At 72.0% G+C, this 16886-nt stretch carries 15 protein-coding genes; 7 read left to right on the top strand and 8 right to left on the bottom strand.

Annotated elements, in window-relative coordinates; translation table 11 throughout:
* Positions 1-52: 52 nt before the first annotated feature.
* Positions 53-712 (top strand): FadR/GntR family transcriptional regulator, encoded by a 660-nt coding sequence (locus tag OIE67_RS06935; protein WP_326637745.1) that lies wholly within the window; start codon positions 53-55, stop codon positions 710-712.
* Between the two features lie 73 nt (positions 713-785).
* Here the strand turns inward: OIE67_RS06935 and OIE67_RS06930 are convergent, their stop codons facing one another.
* A complete protein-coding gene (locus OIE67_RS06930) occupies positions 786-1529 on the bottom strand; it encodes a hypothetical protein (protein ID WP_326637743.1) in 744 nt (247 codons plus the stop codon).
* 159 nt (positions 1530-1688) lie between these two features.
* On the opposite strand from OIE67_RS06930, the gene OIE67_RS06925 reads away from it, so the two are divergent.
* Positions 1689-1934 (top strand): hypothetical protein, encoded by a 246-nt coding sequence (locus tag OIE67_RS06925; protein ID WP_106233919.1) that lies wholly within the window; start codon positions 1689-1691, stop codon positions 1932-1934.
* A gap of 135 nt (positions 1935-2069) precedes the next feature.
* Here OIE67_RS06925 and OIE67_RS06920 read toward each other — a convergent pair whose 3' ends face one another.
* From OIE67_RS06920 to OIE67_RS06895, 6 genes are all read right to left on the bottom strand, one after another.
* Positions 2070-2612 (bottom strand): nuclear transport factor 2 family protein, encoded by a 543-nt coding sequence (locus OIE67_RS06920; RefSeq protein ID WP_326637739.1) that lies wholly within the window; start codon positions 2610-2612, stop codon positions 2070-2072.
* Positions 2613-3078: 466 nt separating this feature from the next.
* The gene (nirD, locus tag OIE67_RS06915; protein WP_326637737.1) at positions 3079-3423 is read right to left on the bottom strand and encodes a nitrite reductase small subunit NirD; all 345 of its coding nucleotides are present in this window, start codon (positions 3421-3423) and stop codon (positions 3079-3081) included.
* On the bottom strand, positions 3420-5849 hold the full coding sequence (gene nirB / locus OIE67_RS06910; RefSeq protein WP_326637735.1) for a nitrite reductase large subunit NirB: 2430 nt from the start codon (positions 5847-5849) through the stop codon (positions 3420-3422). Before nirB ends, nirD begins: the two co-directional genes overlap by 4 nt.
* Positions 5846-7240 (bottom strand): FAD-dependent oxidoreductase, encoded by a 1395-nt coding sequence (locus OIE67_RS06905; RefSeq protein ID WP_326637733.1) that lies wholly within the window; start codon positions 7238-7240, stop codon positions 5846-5848. The genes nirB and OIE67_RS06905 overlap by 4 nt, the downstream gene beginning before the upstream one ends.
* Complete coding sequence (locus tag OIE67_RS06900; protein WP_326637730.1) at positions 7237-9249, bottom strand: molybdopterin oxidoreductase family protein; 2013 nt, start codon at positions 9247-9249, stop codon at positions 7237-7239. The genes OIE67_RS06905 and OIE67_RS06900 overlap by 4 nt, the downstream gene beginning before the upstream one ends.
* A gap of 1 nt (position 9250) precedes the next feature.
* The gene (locus OIE67_RS06895) at positions 9251-10561 is read right to left on the bottom strand and encodes an MFS transporter (protein ID WP_326637728.1); all 1311 of its coding nucleotides are present in this window, start codon (positions 10559-10561) and stop codon (positions 9251-9253) included.
* 202 nt (positions 10562-10763) lie between these two features.
* On the opposite strand from OIE67_RS06895, the gene OIE67_RS06890 reads away from it, so the two are divergent.
* Positions 10764-11054 (top strand): hypothetical protein, encoded by a 291-nt coding sequence (locus OIE67_RS06890; RefSeq protein ID WP_106233909.1) that lies wholly within the window; start codon positions 10764-10766, stop codon positions 11052-11054.
* An 89-nt stretch (positions 11055-11143) separates the two neighbouring features.
* Here OIE67_RS06890 and OIE67_RS06885 read toward each other — a convergent pair whose 3' ends face one another.
* Entirely contained in the window at positions 11144-11617 is a 474-nt protein-coding gene (locus tag OIE67_RS06885) for a GNAT family N-acetyltransferase (protein WP_326637726.1), read from the bottom strand.
* A 103-nt stretch (positions 11618-11720) separates the two neighbouring features.
* Between OIE67_RS06885 and OIE67_RS06880 the strand changes: the two genes are divergently transcribed.
* The 4 genes from OIE67_RS06880 to OIE67_RS06865 all read left to right on the top strand — a co-directional run bounded on the left by OIE67_RS06880 (position 11721) and on the right by OIE67_RS06865 (position 16571).
* Positions 11721-13640, top strand: a complete 1920-nt coding sequence (locus tag OIE67_RS06880) for a hypothetical protein (RefSeq protein ID WP_326637724.1) — start codon at positions 11721-11723, stop codon at positions 13638-13640.
* A 93-nt stretch (positions 13641-13733) separates the two neighbouring features.
* Complete coding sequence (locus OIE67_RS06875; RefSeq protein WP_326637722.1) at positions 13734-15113, top strand: aminotransferase-like domain-containing protein; 1380 nt, start codon at positions 13734-13736, stop codon at positions 15111-15113.
* Positions 15114-15197: 84 nt separating this feature from the next.
* On the top strand, positions 15198-16175 hold the full coding sequence (locus OIE67_RS06870; RefSeq protein ID WP_326637720.1) for an aldo/keto reductase: 978 nt from the start codon (positions 15198-15200) through the stop codon (positions 16173-16175).
* A gap of 81 nt (positions 16176-16256) precedes the next feature.
* The gene (locus OIE67_RS06865) at positions 16257-16571 is read left to right on the top strand and encodes a hypothetical protein (protein WP_181306868.1); all 315 of its coding nucleotides are present in this window, start codon (positions 16257-16259) and stop codon (positions 16569-16571) included.
* The last annotated feature ends 315 nt before the right edge of the window (positions 16572-16886 follow it).

The following is a 16886-nucleotide window of genomic DNA, read 5'->3' as shown; positions in this document are numbered from 1 at the left end:
CCCGCCTGAACGTCTAGGGTGGATGTCCGTCAGCACGTTGAGGAGAGGGTGCATGCGTAACGTCGCTCGGACCTCGCTCGTGGACGCCGCCATCGCCGAGCTCCGCAGGGAGATCGCCGAAGGAGTGTGGCCGGTCGGCACCAAGATCCCCTCCGAGAGCCGGCTCGCGGAGAGCCTGGGCATGAGCAGGCTGTCGGTACGCGAGGCGGTGCGGGTCCTCGCCCACGCGGGCCTGCTGCACACCCGGCAGGGCGACGGCACCTACGTGACGGCGACCGACGAGTCCCAAGTCGCGCTGCGCCGCCGGCTCGACACCGCCGCCGCCATGGACATCATCGACGTCCGCCGCGGCCTCGACCTCGTCGCCGCCAGGCTGGCGGCCGGCCGGCGCACCGAGGACGACCTGACCGCGATGCGCGCAGCCCTGGCCCGCAGAGACGCGGCCGGCCGCGCGGGTGACCTCGACGGCTTCGCCGACGCGGACGTGGACTTCCACCTGCTGGTGGCGGACGCGGCGCACAACGCGCTGCTCAGGGACCTCTACCGGAGCATGAGCGACGCGCTGCGCGACAGCGTGAGGGACCAGGAGCAGGCGGCCCTGGAGCCCGACCCCTCACACGAGGCACTGCTCCGCGCGATCGAGGAGTCGGACGCGGCCCAGGCGATCGCCGTCTCGGTCGCCATCCTGGACCAGCAGGAACGCGACCTCTGACCCCGTCCCGCTGAGGTGAGCCGGGATGCGCCCGGAGGGGTGCTGCTCGGGGCGCATCCCGGTCGTCCGGGGGTTATCCGGGGATGGCGATGGTGTCCGCCTCGTCGTTCACCGGTGGGTCGGGGTCTGGTTTCGGGCGTCTCCGGAGGAGGGCCGGGAGGCGTAGGGCGGTCAGGGTCAGCAGGGCGCCGGCGGCCGCGGCGAGGAGCAGGGTCCAGGCGGGGACGGCGCCGCTCTCGCCGCCGGGCGGGGGTGTGGCGGGCTTCTTGGCGAGGGCGGCGGGCGGTGCGTCGCCGAAGATCGGGGCCGGGGGTCGGATGGTGTCCCAGTACTTGTCGGCTTCGGTGCCCACGCTGTCCACCAGGTCCTTCGGCACGGGGTTGATCCGCAGGGGGCCGGGCACCGTCAGGGATCCCACCTCGTACGGCTGGAAGGGCCCCTGGACGGCCTCCACCTTCCAGGTGCCCTCCGGCAGCGCCACGGCCGTCGCGTAGTGTGCCGCCTCCGGCAGGGCCTTGCCGTCGAAGGTCAGGCTCGTGCCGTCGGCGCCGGTGAAGCGGAGCGCGACGGGGTTCATGAGCCCCTGGAACGGGTGCGTGCCGTGTTGCAGCACCCAGAACCCCAGCGTGTACGAATCGCCGCCCTCGAAGCGGGGCGGGGACGGATCCAGGTACGTCACCGCCCATGCGCCGGCCACCGAGGCCGGAACGCTCTCACCGGCCGCCGTGGCCGGCACAGTCTCCTCGGCCGCCGCGGCCGGCACTCCCCCGGCCGCCAGTGCCGTGACCATGGCCAGCGCCATCAGTGCCCTTCTCATGGGACCACCTCCGGTCTGCATACACCGCAGGCGGCCCCGAGGTTCCCGCGCTCCGGCGAACGCCCGGCCCCCGAAAGGAAAGTGCGACATTTCCCGATAGGGCGCGCACAATGGAAAGAGAAAGGCGAGAATTCGGCGAGGAGCGAGGAGGCTTGCGCCGTGCCCGCCGCCGGACGCGAATATCTGACCGCGATGCTCGACGTGCTCGTCTACGAGAACCTCTTGGTCGCCTGGCGCAGGATGCCGCTCGGCGGGTACATGATCGTCTCGCACGAGGGCGAGGAGATCAGGCTGACGGCGCAGCAGGCGGACATGTGGACACGGGGCGCCTTCGCCGTCTATCTGGCGCTGGTGGATCAGCGCCGCATCCGTCCCCGCATCCCCGGCGACACCGCCCAGAATTGATCCCCCGTGGCACCGCCGGAATTGGCCCGTTCTGCTGCCCGCGTACCCTTCTTGAATGCGGCTTTCTGACCCGTCGTTATACCTCCGGTCAGGCGACGCGGTTTTGCGCGGCGCGCCGGAACGCCAGGAAGCGGGTCAGGACGCCTGGTTGTTCATGAACTGCGAGATCTTCCACTCCTCGCCGTCCTTGGTGAGCAGGAACAGCTCCCGGTAATCGTCGTCGCCCTGCTTGCTCGTCGAGCGGACGAAGGCGTCCTGGTCACCGGCCGTACGCGACTCGTCGATCGTGTGCTTGGCCTGCTTCATGTCGTTCGAGCCCTGCAGCTTCTGGAACAGGGTGCGGATGGCGTCGCTGCCCTCCGCCGTGGCCTGCCCGTCCACCGCGACCACCGCGTCGTCGCTGAAGGAGCTGACGACCTGGTCGAGGTTGCCCGCCTTGAGGGCGTTGAAGTAGCCCTGGACGGCCGACTCCGCCTGGCTGCCGCCGGCGGTGCCGGACGGCGAGGCCTCGCCGGTGGCGGTGCCGGTCGTGCCGGGCGACATGGAGTCCATGTCGGTGGGCGTGCCGGGACTGGCCGCCCCCTTCATCGCCTGGTTGTTCGCGGAACATCCCGCGAGCAGGAGTGCGGGCACGATCGCGGCCAGCAGGAGTGCCCGGTGCTGAGGAATCTTGGTCATGGCCGCTTGATGCCCCCGCCGGTCAGCGGCGAATGCGCGGTTTAGCCACTTCGCACGCCCTCTTTACCGGGTCCGGGTATTACTCACGGTAACGCTTCACCGGAATTGAAGAGACCGGTCAGTGCCGCGATCGTTGCCACCTTGATACCCAGTGGGCATGGGAGCGCCGATAGCGTCCATCCAGTGCCGCGAACCCAGGCGAACCCCGAGCCTCTCCCCCAGCGCGACGACGCCGAACGCTGTGACAACGTCGAGTCAGGGCGGCGCTGCGTGCTTCCAGCGGCCCACCGAAGCGCACATGTCTACCCCCCGGTAGAGGTGGGCGCCGTGGAGACCAGAGCCTAGCCAGCCGCCCGCCCCCACCGCAGTCGAAACAGCGGAACACAGAAACGCCGCATCACGCCCGGACCGTCGAGACGGCCGGGCGCGATGCGGCGTTTCGCCGTGCGTCCCCGCGAAGGTTCCCCTAGACGCCGGCCTCCACGAGCTGACGCACAGTGACCTCGACGTACCGGCCTTCCGCCCGTACGGCGTAGACCGGCACCGACACGCTCTCGTCGTCCAGGCAGAGCCCCGTCACGAGCGAGAACACCTGCTTGTGCAGCGGCGAGGCGACCGTCGGCTCACCGCGCCTGGTGCCCACGATGCCGCGGGAGAGCACGTACGCCCCGCTGAACGGGTCGAGGTTGGACAGCGCGTACAGCTCGCCCTCGTACGTACGGAAGAGCGCCACCTGGACGCCGTCCACCAGGGCGCAGACGCCGCGCTCCGGCAGCAGGGCGTCGTAGGCGCAGATCGAGGTCCAGCTCATGGGGCCATCACCGGCCTGATCTGGCCGCGCTCGCTGCCGAACACGATCGACGGGTCGGGCACGCCGGGGGCGTTGACGAAGCTGACGAACCGGCTGAGCTTCTCCGGGTCGTCGAGCGTGGCCTGCCATTCGTCGGCGTACGTGGCGACGTGGTGGTCCATCTGCGCGTCCAGGTCGGCGCAGATGCCGAGTGAATCGTTCATGATCACCTCACGGAGGTAGTCGAGGCCGCCGTCCAGCGACTCGATCCAGGTGGCCGTGCGTTGCAGGCGGTCCGCGGTGCGGATGTAGAACATCAGGAACCGGTCGATGGTCCTGATCAGCTCGTCGGTGGTCAGGTCGGTGGCGAGCAGGTCGGCGTGGCGGGGCTTGAAGCCGCCGTTGCCGCCGACGTAGAGGTTCCAGCCCTGCTCGGTGGCGATGATGCCGAAGTCCTTCGAGCGGGCCTCGGCGCACTCGCGGGCGCAGCCGGAGACGGCCGACTTCAGCTTGTGCGGCGAGCGCAGGCCGCGGTAGCGCAGCTCCAGCCCGATGGCCATGCCCACGGAGTCCTGTACGCCGTAGCGGCACCAGGTGGAGCCCACGCAGGACTTGACCGTGCGCAGCGCCTTGCCGTACGCGTGCCCCGACTCGAACCCGGCGTCGACCAGCCGCCGCCAGATCTCCGGCAGCTGCTCGACCCTGGCGCCGAACAGGTCGATCCGCTGCCCGCCGGTGATCTTGGTGTAGAGGCCGAAGTCGCGGGCCACCTCGCCGATCACGATCAGCTTGTCGGGCGTGATCTCGCCGCCGGGGATGCGCGGGACGACCGAGTACGTGCCGTTCTTCTGGATGTTGGCGAGGAAGGCGTCGTTGGTGTCCTGGAGCGCGGCCCGCTCCCCCTCCAGCACGTGCCCGTTGTGCAGCGAGGCCAGGATCGAGGCCACGGCCGGCTTGCAGATGTCGCAGCCGCGGCCCTGCCCGTGCTGCCCGATGAGCTCGGAGAAGGTGGTGATGCCGCGCACCCGTACGATGTCGAACAGCTCGGCCCGCGAGTACGTGAAGTGCTCGCACAGCGCCTTGCTGACCTCGACGCCCGACTTCTCCAGCAGCTGCTTGAGCATCGGCACGCAGCTGCCGCAGGTCGTCCCGGCCCGCGTGCAGGCCTTGACGCCGGGCACGTCGGTGACGCCCTTGTCGGCGATCGCCGAGCGGATGTCGCCCGCGCACACGTTGTTGCACGAGCAGACCTGCGCCTCGTCCGGCAGGTCGAGGCTCGCGCCGGCCCCGCTGAACAACAGGTCGGACGGCGCGGCGGGCAGTTCCTTGCCGACGAACGGCCGCAGCGAGGTGTACGGCGAGGCGTCGCCCACGCAGATGCCGCCGAGCAGTGTCCGCGCGTCGTCGCTGATGAACAGCTTCTTGTACACGCCGCCCACCGGGTCCATGTAGGTGACGTCGAGCGCCCCCTCCATCGCCCCGAACTGGGCCACCTCCACGCCCAGCAGCTTGAGCTTGGTGGACAGGTCGGCGCCCTCGAACGCGGCCGAGCCGCCCATGATGCGGTCGGCGGCCACCTCGGCCATCGTGTTGCACGGCCCGACGAGCCCGTACACCATGCCGCCGGACAGCGCGCACTCGCCGACCGCGTAGATGGACGGGTCGGAGGTCCGCATGGCGGAGTCGACCACGATGCCGCCGCGCGGGCCGACGTCGAGCCCCGAGGACCTGGCCAGCTCGTCGCGCGGCCTGATCCCGGCCGAGAAGACGACGACCTGCGCCTGCACCAGGCTGCCGTCCGGCTTGCGCAGCCCGGTGACCTGGCCCTCCTCGTCGGCGACGATCTCCTGCACCCCGGCTCCGGCGTGCACGCTGAGCCCGAGCCCCTCGATGTGCGACTTGAGCACCGAGCCGCCGCCCTCGTCCACCTGGCGCGGCATCAGCCAGGGGCTCATCTCGACGATGTGCGCCTTGAGCCCGAGCGCCCGCAGCGCGTCGGCGGCCTCCAGGCCGAGCAGGCCGCCGCCGACGACGACGCCCTCCACGGCGTCCTTGGCGGCCACCCTGATCGCGTCGAGGTCCTCGATCGTGCGGTAGACGAAGGCGTGCTCGGCGCCCGGCACCGGCGGCACGAACGGCGCGGAGCCGGTGGCCAGCACGAGCACGTCGTAGGGCTCGGCGCCGCCGTCCGCCAGGACGACCCGGCGGGCGTCCCTGTCGATGCCGGTGACGCGGGTGTTCAGCCTGGTCACGACGCCCGCGGGCACGTCGTAGGTGAGGTCTTCGACGGTGGTGCCGGACAGGTAGGAGGTCAGCGCCACCCGGTCGTAGGCGGGGCGCGGCTCCTCACCGATCACGGTCACGGTGCCGGCGAAGCCCCTGCTCGTGAGCGTCTCGACGAGCCGGTGCGCGGTCGGGCCGTACCCGACGACGACGATCCTGTTCACACGGAGATCCCTTCCTGCTCGCACAGCCAGCCGACGATGCCCTCCACGGCGTCGCGGCAGGTACCGCATCCGGTCGTGGCCCTGGTCGCGGCCGCCACTCCGGCCACGTCCCGCGCCCCGGCCTCCCAGCACGCCCTGATCTGGCCCTTGGTCACGTTGTTGCACCGGCAGATCGTGGCCGCGTCGGGCATGAGCGTCGGGCTGTCGGTCACGGGCGCCGACGACAGCCCGGGGAACAGCAGCCCGGCCCGGTCGCCCGGCACCGGACCGCCACGGTCGAAGAGCTGGGTGAGCGTGCCGACGGCGTCGCTCTCGCCCAGCAGGATCGCGCCGACCAGGCGGCCGTCGCGGATGACGAGCTTGCGGTAGGTGCCGCGGGCCCGGTGGCTGAAGCGCACCACCTCGGCGTGCTCCTCGCCGAGATGCGTCTCGCCCATCGCGGCCAGCTCGACGCTCTTGGCCTTGAGCCGGGTGACCAGCCGGGAGCCCCGGTAGCGGGCCTTGCCGCCGGTGATGACCTCGGCAGCCACCACGGCCTGCTCCCAGGCGGGGGCGACCAGGCCGTACACCGTGCCGTCGTGCTCGGCGCACTCGCCGATGGCGAAGATCGACGGGTCGTCGGTGCGCATCTCGTCGTCCACGACGACGCCGCGCCGCACCTCCAGCCCGGCGTCGGCGGCCTGTTTCGTGACGGGGCGCACGCCGCAGGCGAGCACGACCAGGTCGGCCTCGACCAGCTCGCCGTCGTCGAGCCGGACGCCGCCCTCCTCCACCTGGGAGGCGCTGACGCCGGTACGGATCCCCACACCGAGCCCGGCCAGCGTCTCCCCCAGCACGACGCCGGCCTCGCTGTCGAGCTGGCGTTCCATGAGGTGCCCGGCCAGGTGCAGCAGCGTGACGGGCAGACCGCGCCCGGCCAGGCCGCGGGCGGCCTCGATGCCGAGCAGGCCGCCGCCGACGACCACGGCCCCGCGGGCGTGCTCGGCCGCGGCCATGATCCGCTCGCAGTCCTCCAGCGTGCGGAACGGGATCGCCCGCTCCACGCCGGGGATCGGCGGCACGATGGCGTCGCTGCCGGTGGCCAGGACCAGCAGGTCGTACGGCTCGCGCCGGCCGTCCTCGGTCACGACGTGCCTGGTCTCCCTGTCGATCCAGGCGACCGCGCTGCCGAAGGCGGCCTCCACGTCGTGGGCCTCGTACCAGGCGGGGTCGACCAGCCGGACCTGCTCCGGCCTGGAGCTGCCGGCCAGCACGTTCGACAGCAGAATGCGGTTGTAGGGCCGGCACGTCTCCGCGCCGAACACGGTGATCTTCATGTGCGGGTCTCGGGCGCGTACCTCGCTGATCAGCCGCGACCCGGCCATCCCGTTGCCCACGACGACGAGCCTCATGAGTCCCTCTCCACCCTGACGGCGCTGACCTTGAACTCCGGCATCCTCGACGTCGGGTCCAGGGCCGGATTGGTGAGCCGGTTGGCGCCCTCCCAGTGGAAGGGCATGAACACGGTGTCCCTCCTGATCGCGTCGCTGATCCTGGCCACGGCCTTGGCCTCGCCGCGCCTGCTGCTGACGCGCACGACGTCGCCGGGGCCGATGCCGAGCTGCTCGGCCAGGTCGGGGTGCAGCTCGACGTACGGCTCCGGCGCGGCCCGGACGAGCGGCGCGATCCTGCGGGTCTGCGCGCCGCTCTGGTAGTGGGCCAGCACCCGGCCGGTGCTCAGGTAGAGGGGGTAGTCCGCGTCGATCTCCTCGGCGGGCGGCCGGTGCTGGACGGGCACGAACCTGGCCCGGCCGTCCGGGGTGGCGAAGGAGTCGAGGAACGGCCGCGGCGTGCCCGGGTGATCCAGAGTGGGACAGGGCCAGAAGACGCCGGTCTCGGCCGTGATGCGCTCGTACGTGATGCCGGAGTAGTCGGCCGGGCCGCCGGCGCTGGCGCGGCGCAGCTCGTCGAAGACCTTGACCGGCTCGGTCTCGAAGCGGTGGCCGAGCCGTGCGGCGAGGGCGGAGATGACGTCCAGGTCGCTCCTGACGCCCTCGGGCGGCGCGACCGCCCGCTGCCGCAGCAGGACGCGGCCCTCCAGGTTCGTCATGGTGCCGCCCTCCTCCGCCCACTGGGTCACGGGGAAGACCACGTCGGCCAGCGCCGCGGTCTCCGACATGACGAAGTCGCAGGTCACCAGCAGGTCGAGGGCGGCGATGCGCTCGGCCACGTGCTCGGAGGCAGGCGCGGAGATGATCGGGTTCGATCCGAACAGCAGCAGCGCGCGCGGCCCCTCCCTGGTGCCGAGGGCGTCGAGCAGCTCGTACGCCGACCGCCCGGGCCCCGGGATGTCCTCGGCCGCGATCCCCCACACCTCGGCCATGTGCGCCCTGGCGGCCGGGTCGTCGATCTTGCGATAGCCGGGCAGCTGGTCGGCCTTCTGCCCGTGCTCCCTGCCGCCCTGCCCGTTGCCCTGCCCGGTCACGCACCCGTACCCGGAGCCGGGCCGGCCGGGCAGCCCGAGCGCGAGGGCCAGGTTGATGTACGCGGTGACGGTGTCGGTGCCCTTGGCGTGCTGCTCGGCGCCGCGCCCGGTCAGGATGTACGCCTTGTCCACCGCCGCCATGGCCCTGACCGCCTGCCGCATCTGGTGCACGGGCACGCCGGTGATCCGCTCGACCCGCTCGGGCCACCAGGCGGACAGCGAGGTGCGCACCTCCTCGAACCCGGAGGTCCTGGCGCCGACATACGCCTCGTCCACCAGGTCGTCGGCGACGGCCAGGTGCAGCAGGCCCAGGGCCAGCGCCAGATCGGTGCCGGGAGCGGGCTGCAGGTGCAGCCAGGCCAGCTTGGCGGTCTGGGTGCGGCGCGGGTCGATGACGATCACCCGCGGGCCGGTCACGTGACGGACGAAGGGCGGCATGGTCTCGGCCACGTTCGCCCCGGCCAGCAGGACGACGTCGGCCTCGGCCAGGTCGGTGATCGGGAACGGCATTCCCCGGTCCATGCCGAACGCCCTGATGGAGGCGGCGGCGGCCGAGGACATGCAGAACCGGCCGTTGTAGTCGATCTGGCTGGTGCCGAGCGCGACCCGGGCGAACTTGCCCAGCGAGTACGCCTTCTCGTTCGTCAGCCCGCCCCCGCCGAACACGGCCACGGCGTCGGGGCCGTGTTCGGTGCGGATGGCGGACAGCCGGTCCGCCACGTAGTCGAGGGCGACGTCCCAGGCCACCGGCTCGCCGTGCAGAAGGGGCGTGGTCAGGCGCTCGCCGTTGGTGAGCAGCTCGCCCGCCGTCCACCCCTTCTGGCACAGCGCGCCCGAGGCGTTGGCCGGAATGTCGGTCCTGGGGGTGATGGCCACCCCCGGGCCGATCTCCATGCCGCACTGCAGCGCGCAGTACGGGCAGTGGGTCGCCGTCACGTCAGACCCTGGCATGGGCGAGGCTCGCCACCACGTTGACGCCGACCTTGCGGGTGTAGCACCACCAGGTCAGGGCGAAGCAGGACACGTAGAAGACGCCGAAGGCGAGGAAGGCGGGGGCCGGGGTGCCGGCCGCGGCGAACGCCATCCCGAACGCCCGGTTGATCAGGAACCCGCCGAGGGCTCCGACCGCCGAGATGATGCCGATGGCGGCCGAGGCCTGGCGCTTGCCGTACAGCAGCGCCTCCTCGCCCTCGCCGCGTTCGGCCACCGCCTTGGCCTGGAAGATCGCCGGGATCATCCGGTACGTGGAGCCGTTCCCGATGCCGGAGGTGAGGAAGAGCACCTGGAAGGCCAGGAAGAACAGCCAGAAGTTGCCCGACGTGCTGGCCGCCCAGACCAGCAGCACGCCGCCGCCCATCGCGGCGAAGTTCCACAGCGTGACGGGCGCGCCGCCGAGCCGGTCGGCCAGCCAGCCGCCGACGGGCCTGATCAGCGAGCCGATCAGCGGTCCTGCGAAGGCCACCGCGGCGAACGGCGCGCCGGGGAACAGGCTCGCGCTGAGCAGCGGGAAGGCGGTGGAGTAGCCGATGAACGAGCCGAAGGTGCCGATGTAGAGGAACGACATGATCCAGGTCTGGGCCTTGCCCGCGACCGAGAGCTGTTCGCGCGGGTCGGCCTTGGCGCTGGTCAGGTTGTCCATGAAGAACCAGGCGCAGATCGCGGCCACGAGGACGAACGGCACCCAGAACCAGCCGGCCGCGGCCAGCCCGAGCGAGCCGATCACCAGCGGCATGACGAGCTGGACCGAGCTGACGCCGATGTTGCCGCCGGCCGCGTTCAGCCCGAGCGCGACGCCCTGCTTGCCGCGCGGGTAGAAGTAGGTGATGTTGGCCATGCTGGAGGCGAAGTTCCCGCCGCCGAACCCGGCCAGCGCCGCGATCACCAGGAACAGCCAGTACGGCGTGCCCGGGTTCCCCACCGCCACGCCGAGCAGCACGGCGGGGATGAGCAGCAGCAGGGCGCTGACCACGGTGAAGTTCCGGCCGCCGAACCTGGCCGGGCCGAAGGTGTAGGGGACCCGCAGCACCGAGCCGATCAGGTTGGGCAGGGCGACCAGCCAGAAGAGCTGGTCGGTGGTGAACTCGTACGACCCCAGCTTGGTCGCCACGATGCTCCACAGGGTCCACACGGTGAAGCCGAGGTGTTCGGCAACGATGGAGAAGATCAGGTTGCGCCGTGCCACGCGCTTGCCTGAACTCTCCCAGAAGGCTGGGTCATCGGGATGCCACTCGGCGATCCAGCGCGCCATCGACCTCTCCTACGCTCGGCGTCCGGATTCACCACTGTAGGAAGGGCTCGTTACGCACTTTGACCCTGCGTGGCCGTGAGTTCGTTACGGGTGATTCACCGCGGTAACAAGCTCCGCACAAGCGTCACGTACGAAACATGCCGGTAATGATCGGTTACCTGGCCCTGCCTGGGGTAACAGCACTCACAGCAAGGGGGGAAACATGATCAAAAAGCTGCATCAGATGGGCGTGCGATCCGGACACATGTACACCGCGGGGCTGGCGTCCATCGCTCTGTCCTTCGGAACCTGGTTCATGTCCAAGAACACCGAGCGGGCCGGGCTCGACCGGGCCGACCGCTGGGGGATCTTCATCGGGGAGTGGGCGCCCACGTTCTTCGCCCTCGGCGTCGCGCTGCGGATCGAGGAGACGCATCGCGACATGCAGGAAGGCGAGATGGGCGTGTTCGAGCAGGCTGAGAGCACGCGGAGCCGGTCCCACGCCGGCGTTTGAGCGGACGCGTCACGCGGGCCACGCCGTCATGCGTGACCCGCGTGACGCGCGTCCGGGCGTGAAGCCGGACGCGCGTCTGTACGGAAGTCTCAGTCGCGGAGAGTGGCGAGGCGGCGCAGCGGCTCGTCGGTCAGCCGGTAGCGGTACCAGTCGTCCTGGTTGACCGCGCCGAGCTTCTCGTAGAAGCCGATGGCCGGGTTCCAGTCCAGCACCGACCACTCCAGCCGCTGGTAGCCGCGCTCGGCGCAGATCTCGGCAAGACGCCGCATGAGGGCGACGCCGTGGCCGCCGCCCCGGCGCTCGGGGCGTACGTACAGATCCTCCATGTAGATGCCGTGCACGCCGCGCCAGGTGGAGTAGGTGAGGAACCACAGCGTGAAGCCGGCCACCTCGCCGTCCTGCTCGGCGATGTGGGCGAAGGCGGCGGGATTGTCGCGGAAGAGCGTGTCGCGCAGTTGCTCCTCGGTCACGCGCACCTCGTGGGCGGCCTTCTCGTAGGTGGCTAGCTCCCGGATCATGCTGATGATCTCGGGGACGTCGGCGGGTGTGGCAGGACGAATCATGACGTTCAGCGTACGGGCCCTCGAAACGTGCACGGTTTCTTAGAACAGTATTCGGCGGGCCATGCCGACGCTCAATAAGGATGACCGACAGGGGAGCGGAATCGTGAGCGTTGCGGAAGGGCTTGGCGTGCGCCCGCCTTCGAGTGCGGAGCTCAGGCTGTCCCTCGTGCTGGGCGAGCGGGCGTTGTACGTGAACGGGGACCTGCGCACCGCGCGGCGCTGGTTCGACGCGGCCTACCGGCAGGCGCAGGCGTGCGGGGACCCGCCCGCGCTGGCCCGGGCGGCACTGGGGCTGGGCGGGATCTGGGTGCGCGAGCACCGGACGGCGGCCGAGTCGGAGATGGTGCGCGCCCGACAGCGGCACGCGCTGTCGCTGATCGACCCCGGATCCACGCTCGCGCTGCGGCTGCGGGTACGGATGTGCGGCGAGGACGACTACCGCGGCGGCGCCCACGACGAGATCCTGCGCCTGCTGGAGCAGGCCAGGGGCGCGGGAGACGCGGAGATGCTGGCCGAGGCGCTGAGCCTGGCGCACCACTGCCTGCTGGGCCCCGAGCACGGGCGGCTGCGCAAGGAGCTGGCCGCCGAGCTGATCGGCCAGGCCGCCGTCACCCGGCGCAGGGGCGACCTGCTGATGGGGCTCATGTGGCGCACGGCCGATCTGTACCTGGCCGCCGACCCGCACGCGGAGCGCTGCCTGGAGGAGCTGCGCGGCCTGCTGGAGGAGCAGCCGCACCTGGCGGTCGGCTACGTGGCCGCCGCGATGCGGGTCATGCTCGCCATCAGGGCGGGCCGCTTCGAGGAGGCGGAGCGGCTGGCCGGCGAGTGCTACGAGCTCGGCGAGACGGCCGGCGACATGGACGCGACCGGCTGGTACGGCGGCCAGCTCGCCGCCGTCCGCTGGTACCAGGGCCGCGTCGCCGAGCTGCTGCCCGCCATGAACGACCTGGTCAGCTCCCCCACGCTCAGCCCCATCGACAACTCCTACCTGGCCGGGCTGGCGCTGGCCGCGGCCGTCTCCGGCGACCGCCGCCAGGCGGCCGGCCACCTCGCCCGGCTGCGCGGCCGGGATCTGGGCGACCTGCCGAGCTCCAGCACGTGGCTGCTGTCGATGTACTGCGTCGTCGAGACCGCGCACCTGCTCGGGGACGCCGGCACGGCCGCCCGCGCGTACACGCTGCTGAGCCCGTACGCGCACCTGCCGATGGTGGCCAGCCTCGGCGTGGCCTGCTTCGGCTCGACGCAGCACTCGCTGGGCATGGCCGCGCTCACCCAGGGCGACCTCGACCTCGCCGTACGGCACCTGCGCGCGGCCGTGCACGACAATCTGGCGCTGAGCCACTGGCCGGCCGCCACGCTGTCGCGCTGCCGGCTCGGGCAGACGCTGGCCCTGCGTGACGGCCCCGCGAGCGAGGCGGCTCGGGCGGAGCAGGCGGCCGCCGCGCGGGAGGCCAGGGAGCTGGGCATGGTGCTGCCCGCCGCCGGGCGGGCGGGCGGCGCAGGCGGCCCGTGCCGGTTACGCCGTCACGGACGGCACTGGCAGGTCGAGCTGGGCGGACGGATGGCGCTCGTCGAGCACAGCGTCGGCATGGGATACCTGGCCACGCTGGCCGGCAACCCCGGGCGCGAGATCCCGGCCGCCGACCTGGCGGCGGGCGCGTGCCGGCCGGCCGGCCAGGGCGATTCGGCCCAGCCGATGCTCGACGACCTGGCCAGGGACACCTACCGGCAGCGGCTGGCCGGGCTGCAGGCCGAGATCGACGAGCTGGAGTCCATGCACGACCTCGAACGCGCGGCGGCGGTGCGGCTGGAGCGCGAGTGGCTGATCAGCGAGCTGGCGGCGGCGACCGGCATCGGCGGGCGGGCGCGGCCGTTCGCGGACGGCGACGAGCGCGCCAGGATCGCCGTCGGCAAGGCGATCAGGCGGGCGCTGGCCCGGATCGAGGCCGTGGACGCGGTGCTCGGCGAGGAGCTGCGCGCCTGCGTGCAGACGGGGGTGCGCTGCTCGTACCGGCCGCGGTGATCCCCCGGCCGCATCGCGGATGGAACGCCGGTGGAACGGGATGGCACGCCTGAGGGGAGGGGCCACGTTCCGACACTCACTGGGGGATCATCCATGCGTCATCCGCAAGGGCTCAATGTCGCGATCACGCTCGACCGCGACCTGCCGGAGCCGCTGCAGGAGCAGCTCGCCGCCCAGCTCCGCGCGGCCATCCAGCACGGGCGGCTGGCCGCCGGCGCCCGGCTGCCGTCCACCCGCACCCTGGCCGCCGTACTCGGGACCTCGCGCGGCGTGGCCCTGACGGCGTACCAGAGACTGCTGGCCGAGGGGTACGTGAGCGGCCGCCACGGCTCCGGCACCTACGTCTCGCGCCCCACCGGCCGCCCGCCGGTCCGCGAGCCCGAGCGTTCCACCGAGACGGCCATCGACCTGCGCGCCGGCCTGCCCAGCACGCAGGGTTTCCCGCTGGCGGAGTGGCGGGCGGCCTGGCGGCGGGCCGGTGAGCGCGCCCCGCACCTCGGCGAGCCGCCCGCCGCCGGGCTGCCCGCGCTGCGCGCCGCGATCGGCGCCCACCTGCGCGACACGCGCGGCCTGGTGCTCGACGGCCACGACGTGATCGTCACCGCCGGGGCCGCCGACGCGCTCGCGCTGGCCGTACGCGCGCGGGGCGGGCCCGATCCCGTCATCGCCCTGGAGGATCCCGCGCCGCCCTGGCTCAGGGCCGAGCTCGCCCGGCTCGGCACCGTGCTGCCCCTTCCCGCGGACGGCTCCGGCGCCCGCCCCGACCTGATTCCGCGCTCCTGCGACGTCGTGGTGGTCCTGCCGGACCGGGGCGTCCCGTACGGCACCCGCCTGCCGCTCGAACGCCGCCGCGCCCTGGCCGGGTGGGCCCGCGACAGCGGCGGGCTGGTGCTGGAGCCGGCCTTCGACGGCCGGTTCGCCGGCGGGCCGGCGCTCGGGGATCCGTGGTCGACCACCATGACGGGCTCGTTCCGCGATCTCCTCCCGCCGGCGCTGCGGCTGTCGTTCGCGGTGCTGCCGCGCCGGCCGGCCGGAGAGGTGGAGCGGGACCTGAGCGCGGTGCGTTCGCGGCGGCCGGCGGTCACGTGCCAGCTCGCGCTCACGGAGCTGCTGGTTTCGGGCTTCGTTGCCAGGCGGGCGGAGCAGCTGTCCCTCCTGTACGGCGCCAAGCGGGCGCTCGTCCGGCAGGCGCTCGGGGCGTACCCGGGCACCCGCCTGCTGGGCACGCACTCCGGCGCCTCGGCCGCGCTCCTGCTGCCGTCCGCCGTCCCGGCCGAGTCGGTGGTCCGGCTGCTGCGGGCGCGCCGGGTCCACGTGGCCGAGCTGGCCGCGTTCCATCATCCCGGCCGCGTGCCCCGCAACGGGATCGCCTTCTGGTTCGGGCACCTGGACGGTGTCACGCTGCGCCGGGCCGTGCACACGATCGCGCGCACGCTCGACGATCATCGGCTGGCCCGCCGCACCGCCGCCTGACCGCGTCCTGGTCGGCCCGGGTACGTGGCAGCGCCCGCGATCCGCGACACTGGTGCTGCTCACGTACGAGAAAGGGTGACGACCATGGAACAGCGCGTGTTGGGACGTACCGGACGCCAGGTCGGCGTGGTCGGCCTCGGCGCCTGGCAGCTGGGCGCGGACTGGGGCCAGATGACCGAGGACGAGGCGCTCGCCACGCTCGAGACGGCGGTGGACGGGGGCGTCACCCTCATCGACACCGCCGACGTGTACGGCGACGGACGCAGTGAGCGCCTCATCGGCCGCTTCATCGAGGACCGGCAGGGACTGTTCGTGGCCACCAAGATGGGCCGCAGGATGGACCAGGTTCCGGAGAACTATGTGCTGGCCAACTTCCGGGCCTGGAACGAGCGTTCCCGCCGCAACCTGGGCATGGACACGCTCGACCTGGTCCAGCTGCACTGCCCGCCGAGCTCCGTGTTCTCCTCCGACGAGGTCTACGACGCCCTGGACACGCTGGTGTCGGAGAAGAAGATCGCCGCGTACGGCGTGAGCGTGGAGACCTGCGAGGAGGCGCTGACCGCCATCGCCCGGCCCGGAGTGGCGACGGTGCAGATCATCCTCAACGCGTTCCGACTCAAGCCGCTGGAGCGGGTCATCCCGGCCGCGCGGGCCGCCGGGGTGGGCATCATCGCCCGCGTTCCGCTGGCCAGCGGGCTGCTGTCGGGCAAGTACGACGAGCACACCACGTTCGCCGACAACGACCACCGCACCTACAACCGGCACGGCGAGGCGTTCGACGTCGGGGAGACCTTCTCCGGCGTCGACTTCGCCACCGGCCTGGAGGCGGTGCGCCGGCTGGCGCCGCTGGTGCCCGAGGGCCTCACGATGGCCCAGTTCGCGCTGCGCTGGGTGCTCGACCAGGAGGGCGTCTCGGTGGTGATCCCCGGCGCGCGCAACCGGGGCCAGGCCGCCGGCAACACCTCGGCCGCCTCGGTGCCGCCGCTGGACGCCGCCACGCTCGACGCGGTGCGCGACGTCTACGACGAGCTCATCCGGCCGCAGGTGCACGACCGCTGGTAGCCCATTGACGCCGCCGCCCACTTTTAGGAAACTTTCCTAAGCATTCTCGCTCGCTCCACCCATCCCCCATGAGGAGCCACCATGCACGCGAGAAGAAGGTGGGCGGCCGGCGCCGCCTCGGCCACCCTGACCACCGCCCTGCTCATCGCGGCCTCCCCCGCCGCCTCCGCCACCCCCACCGGATGCACGGCCCAGTTCGCCACCGAGACGCGCGGGGCGTACAGCCTGTGCACCTCGGGCACCGGCGAGCACCGGATCCGCGTCCTGCAGCGCCACTTCCTGCCGGAGGTCGGGCTCATCCCGATCGAGGGCCCGTGGCAGCCCGTCGGCACGGTGTCCTACACGGGCATCACGCCGCACACGACGGTCAGCATGTGGGTGGAGACCCGGGGCTGACCCGCACTGATCAAGATCCGGCCGCACTGATCGAGATCCGGCCGCACTGATTGAGATCCGGCCCGGACCAGCAGAGGCACCGTCAAGCGGCGGCAGGTCTGGTGGCCTCTCGGCCACCGCCACCCATCTCGCTGTCCGGGCCGGACCGTCCACCGGGGATCGCGACCCCCGGGGATGCGTACCTCCACATTCGCCTTACTGGCGCGCTCAGGCAAGAGGGAACAGGGGTCGCTGCACGGCGGGGTCGGTCGTTCACGGCGGAGGTCTCGTGCGGCGGAGGTCTCGTGCGGCGAAGGTCGCTTTACGGAAGTGCCC

It is taken from the genome of Nonomuraea fuscirosea (assembly GCF_035917475.1).
Lineage (GTDB): Bacteria > Actinomycetota > Actinomycetes > Streptosporangiales > Streptosporangiaceae > Nonomuraea > Nonomuraea fuscirosea.
Note: the sequence above shows the minus strand (reverse complement) of the source record. Positions and strands in the feature narration are given on the sequence as shown.

What these genes read in the sequence shown, in the direction of transcription:
- OIE67_RS06890 (WP_106233909.1), top strand. Translation starts at nt 10,764, where the DNA reads ATGATCAAAAAGCTGCATCAGATGGGCGTGCGATCCGGACACATGTAC.
- OIE67_RS06930 (WP_326637743.1), bottom strand. Translation starts at nt 1,529, where the DNA reads ATGAGAAGGGCACTGATGGCGCTGGCCATGGTCACGGCACTGGCGGCC.
- OIE67_RS06920 (WP_326637739.1), bottom strand. Translation starts at nt 2,612, where the DNA reads ATGACCAAGATTCCTCAGCACCGGGCACTCCTGCTGGCCGCGATCGTG.
- OIE67_RS06885 (WP_326637726.1), bottom strand. Translation starts at nt 11,617, where the DNA reads ATGATTCGTCCTGCCACACCCGCCGACGTCCCCGAGATCATCAGCATG.
- OIE67_RS06865 (WP_181306868.1), top strand. Translation starts at nt 16,257, where the DNA reads ATGCACGCGAGAAGAAGGTGGGCGGCCGGCGCCGCCTCGGCCACCCTG.
- nirD (WP_326637737.1), bottom strand. Translation starts at nt 3,423, where the DNA reads ATGAGCTGGACCTCGATCTGCGCCTACGACGCCCTGCTGCCGGAGCGC.
- OIE67_RS06870 (WP_326637720.1), top strand. Translation starts at nt 15,198, where the DNA reads ATGGAACAGCGCGTGTTGGGACGTACCGGACGCCAGGTCGGCGTGGTC.
- OIE67_RS06895 (WP_326637728.1), bottom strand. Translation starts at nt 10,561, where the DNA reads ATGGCGCGCTGGATCGCCGAGTGGCATCCCGATGACCCAGCCTTCTGG.
- OIE67_RS06935 (WP_326637745.1), top strand. Translation starts at nt 53, where the DNA reads ATGCGTAACGTCGCTCGGACCTCGCTCGTGGACGCCGCCATCGCCGAG.
- OIE67_RS06905 (WP_326637733.1), bottom strand. Translation starts at nt 7,240, where the DNA reads ATGAGGCTCGTCGTCGTGGGCAACGGGATGGCCGGGTCGCGGCTGATC.
- OIE67_RS06875 (WP_326637722.1), top strand. Translation starts at nt 13,734, where the DNA reads ATGCGTCATCCGCAAGGGCTCAATGTCGCGATCACGCTCGACCGCGAC.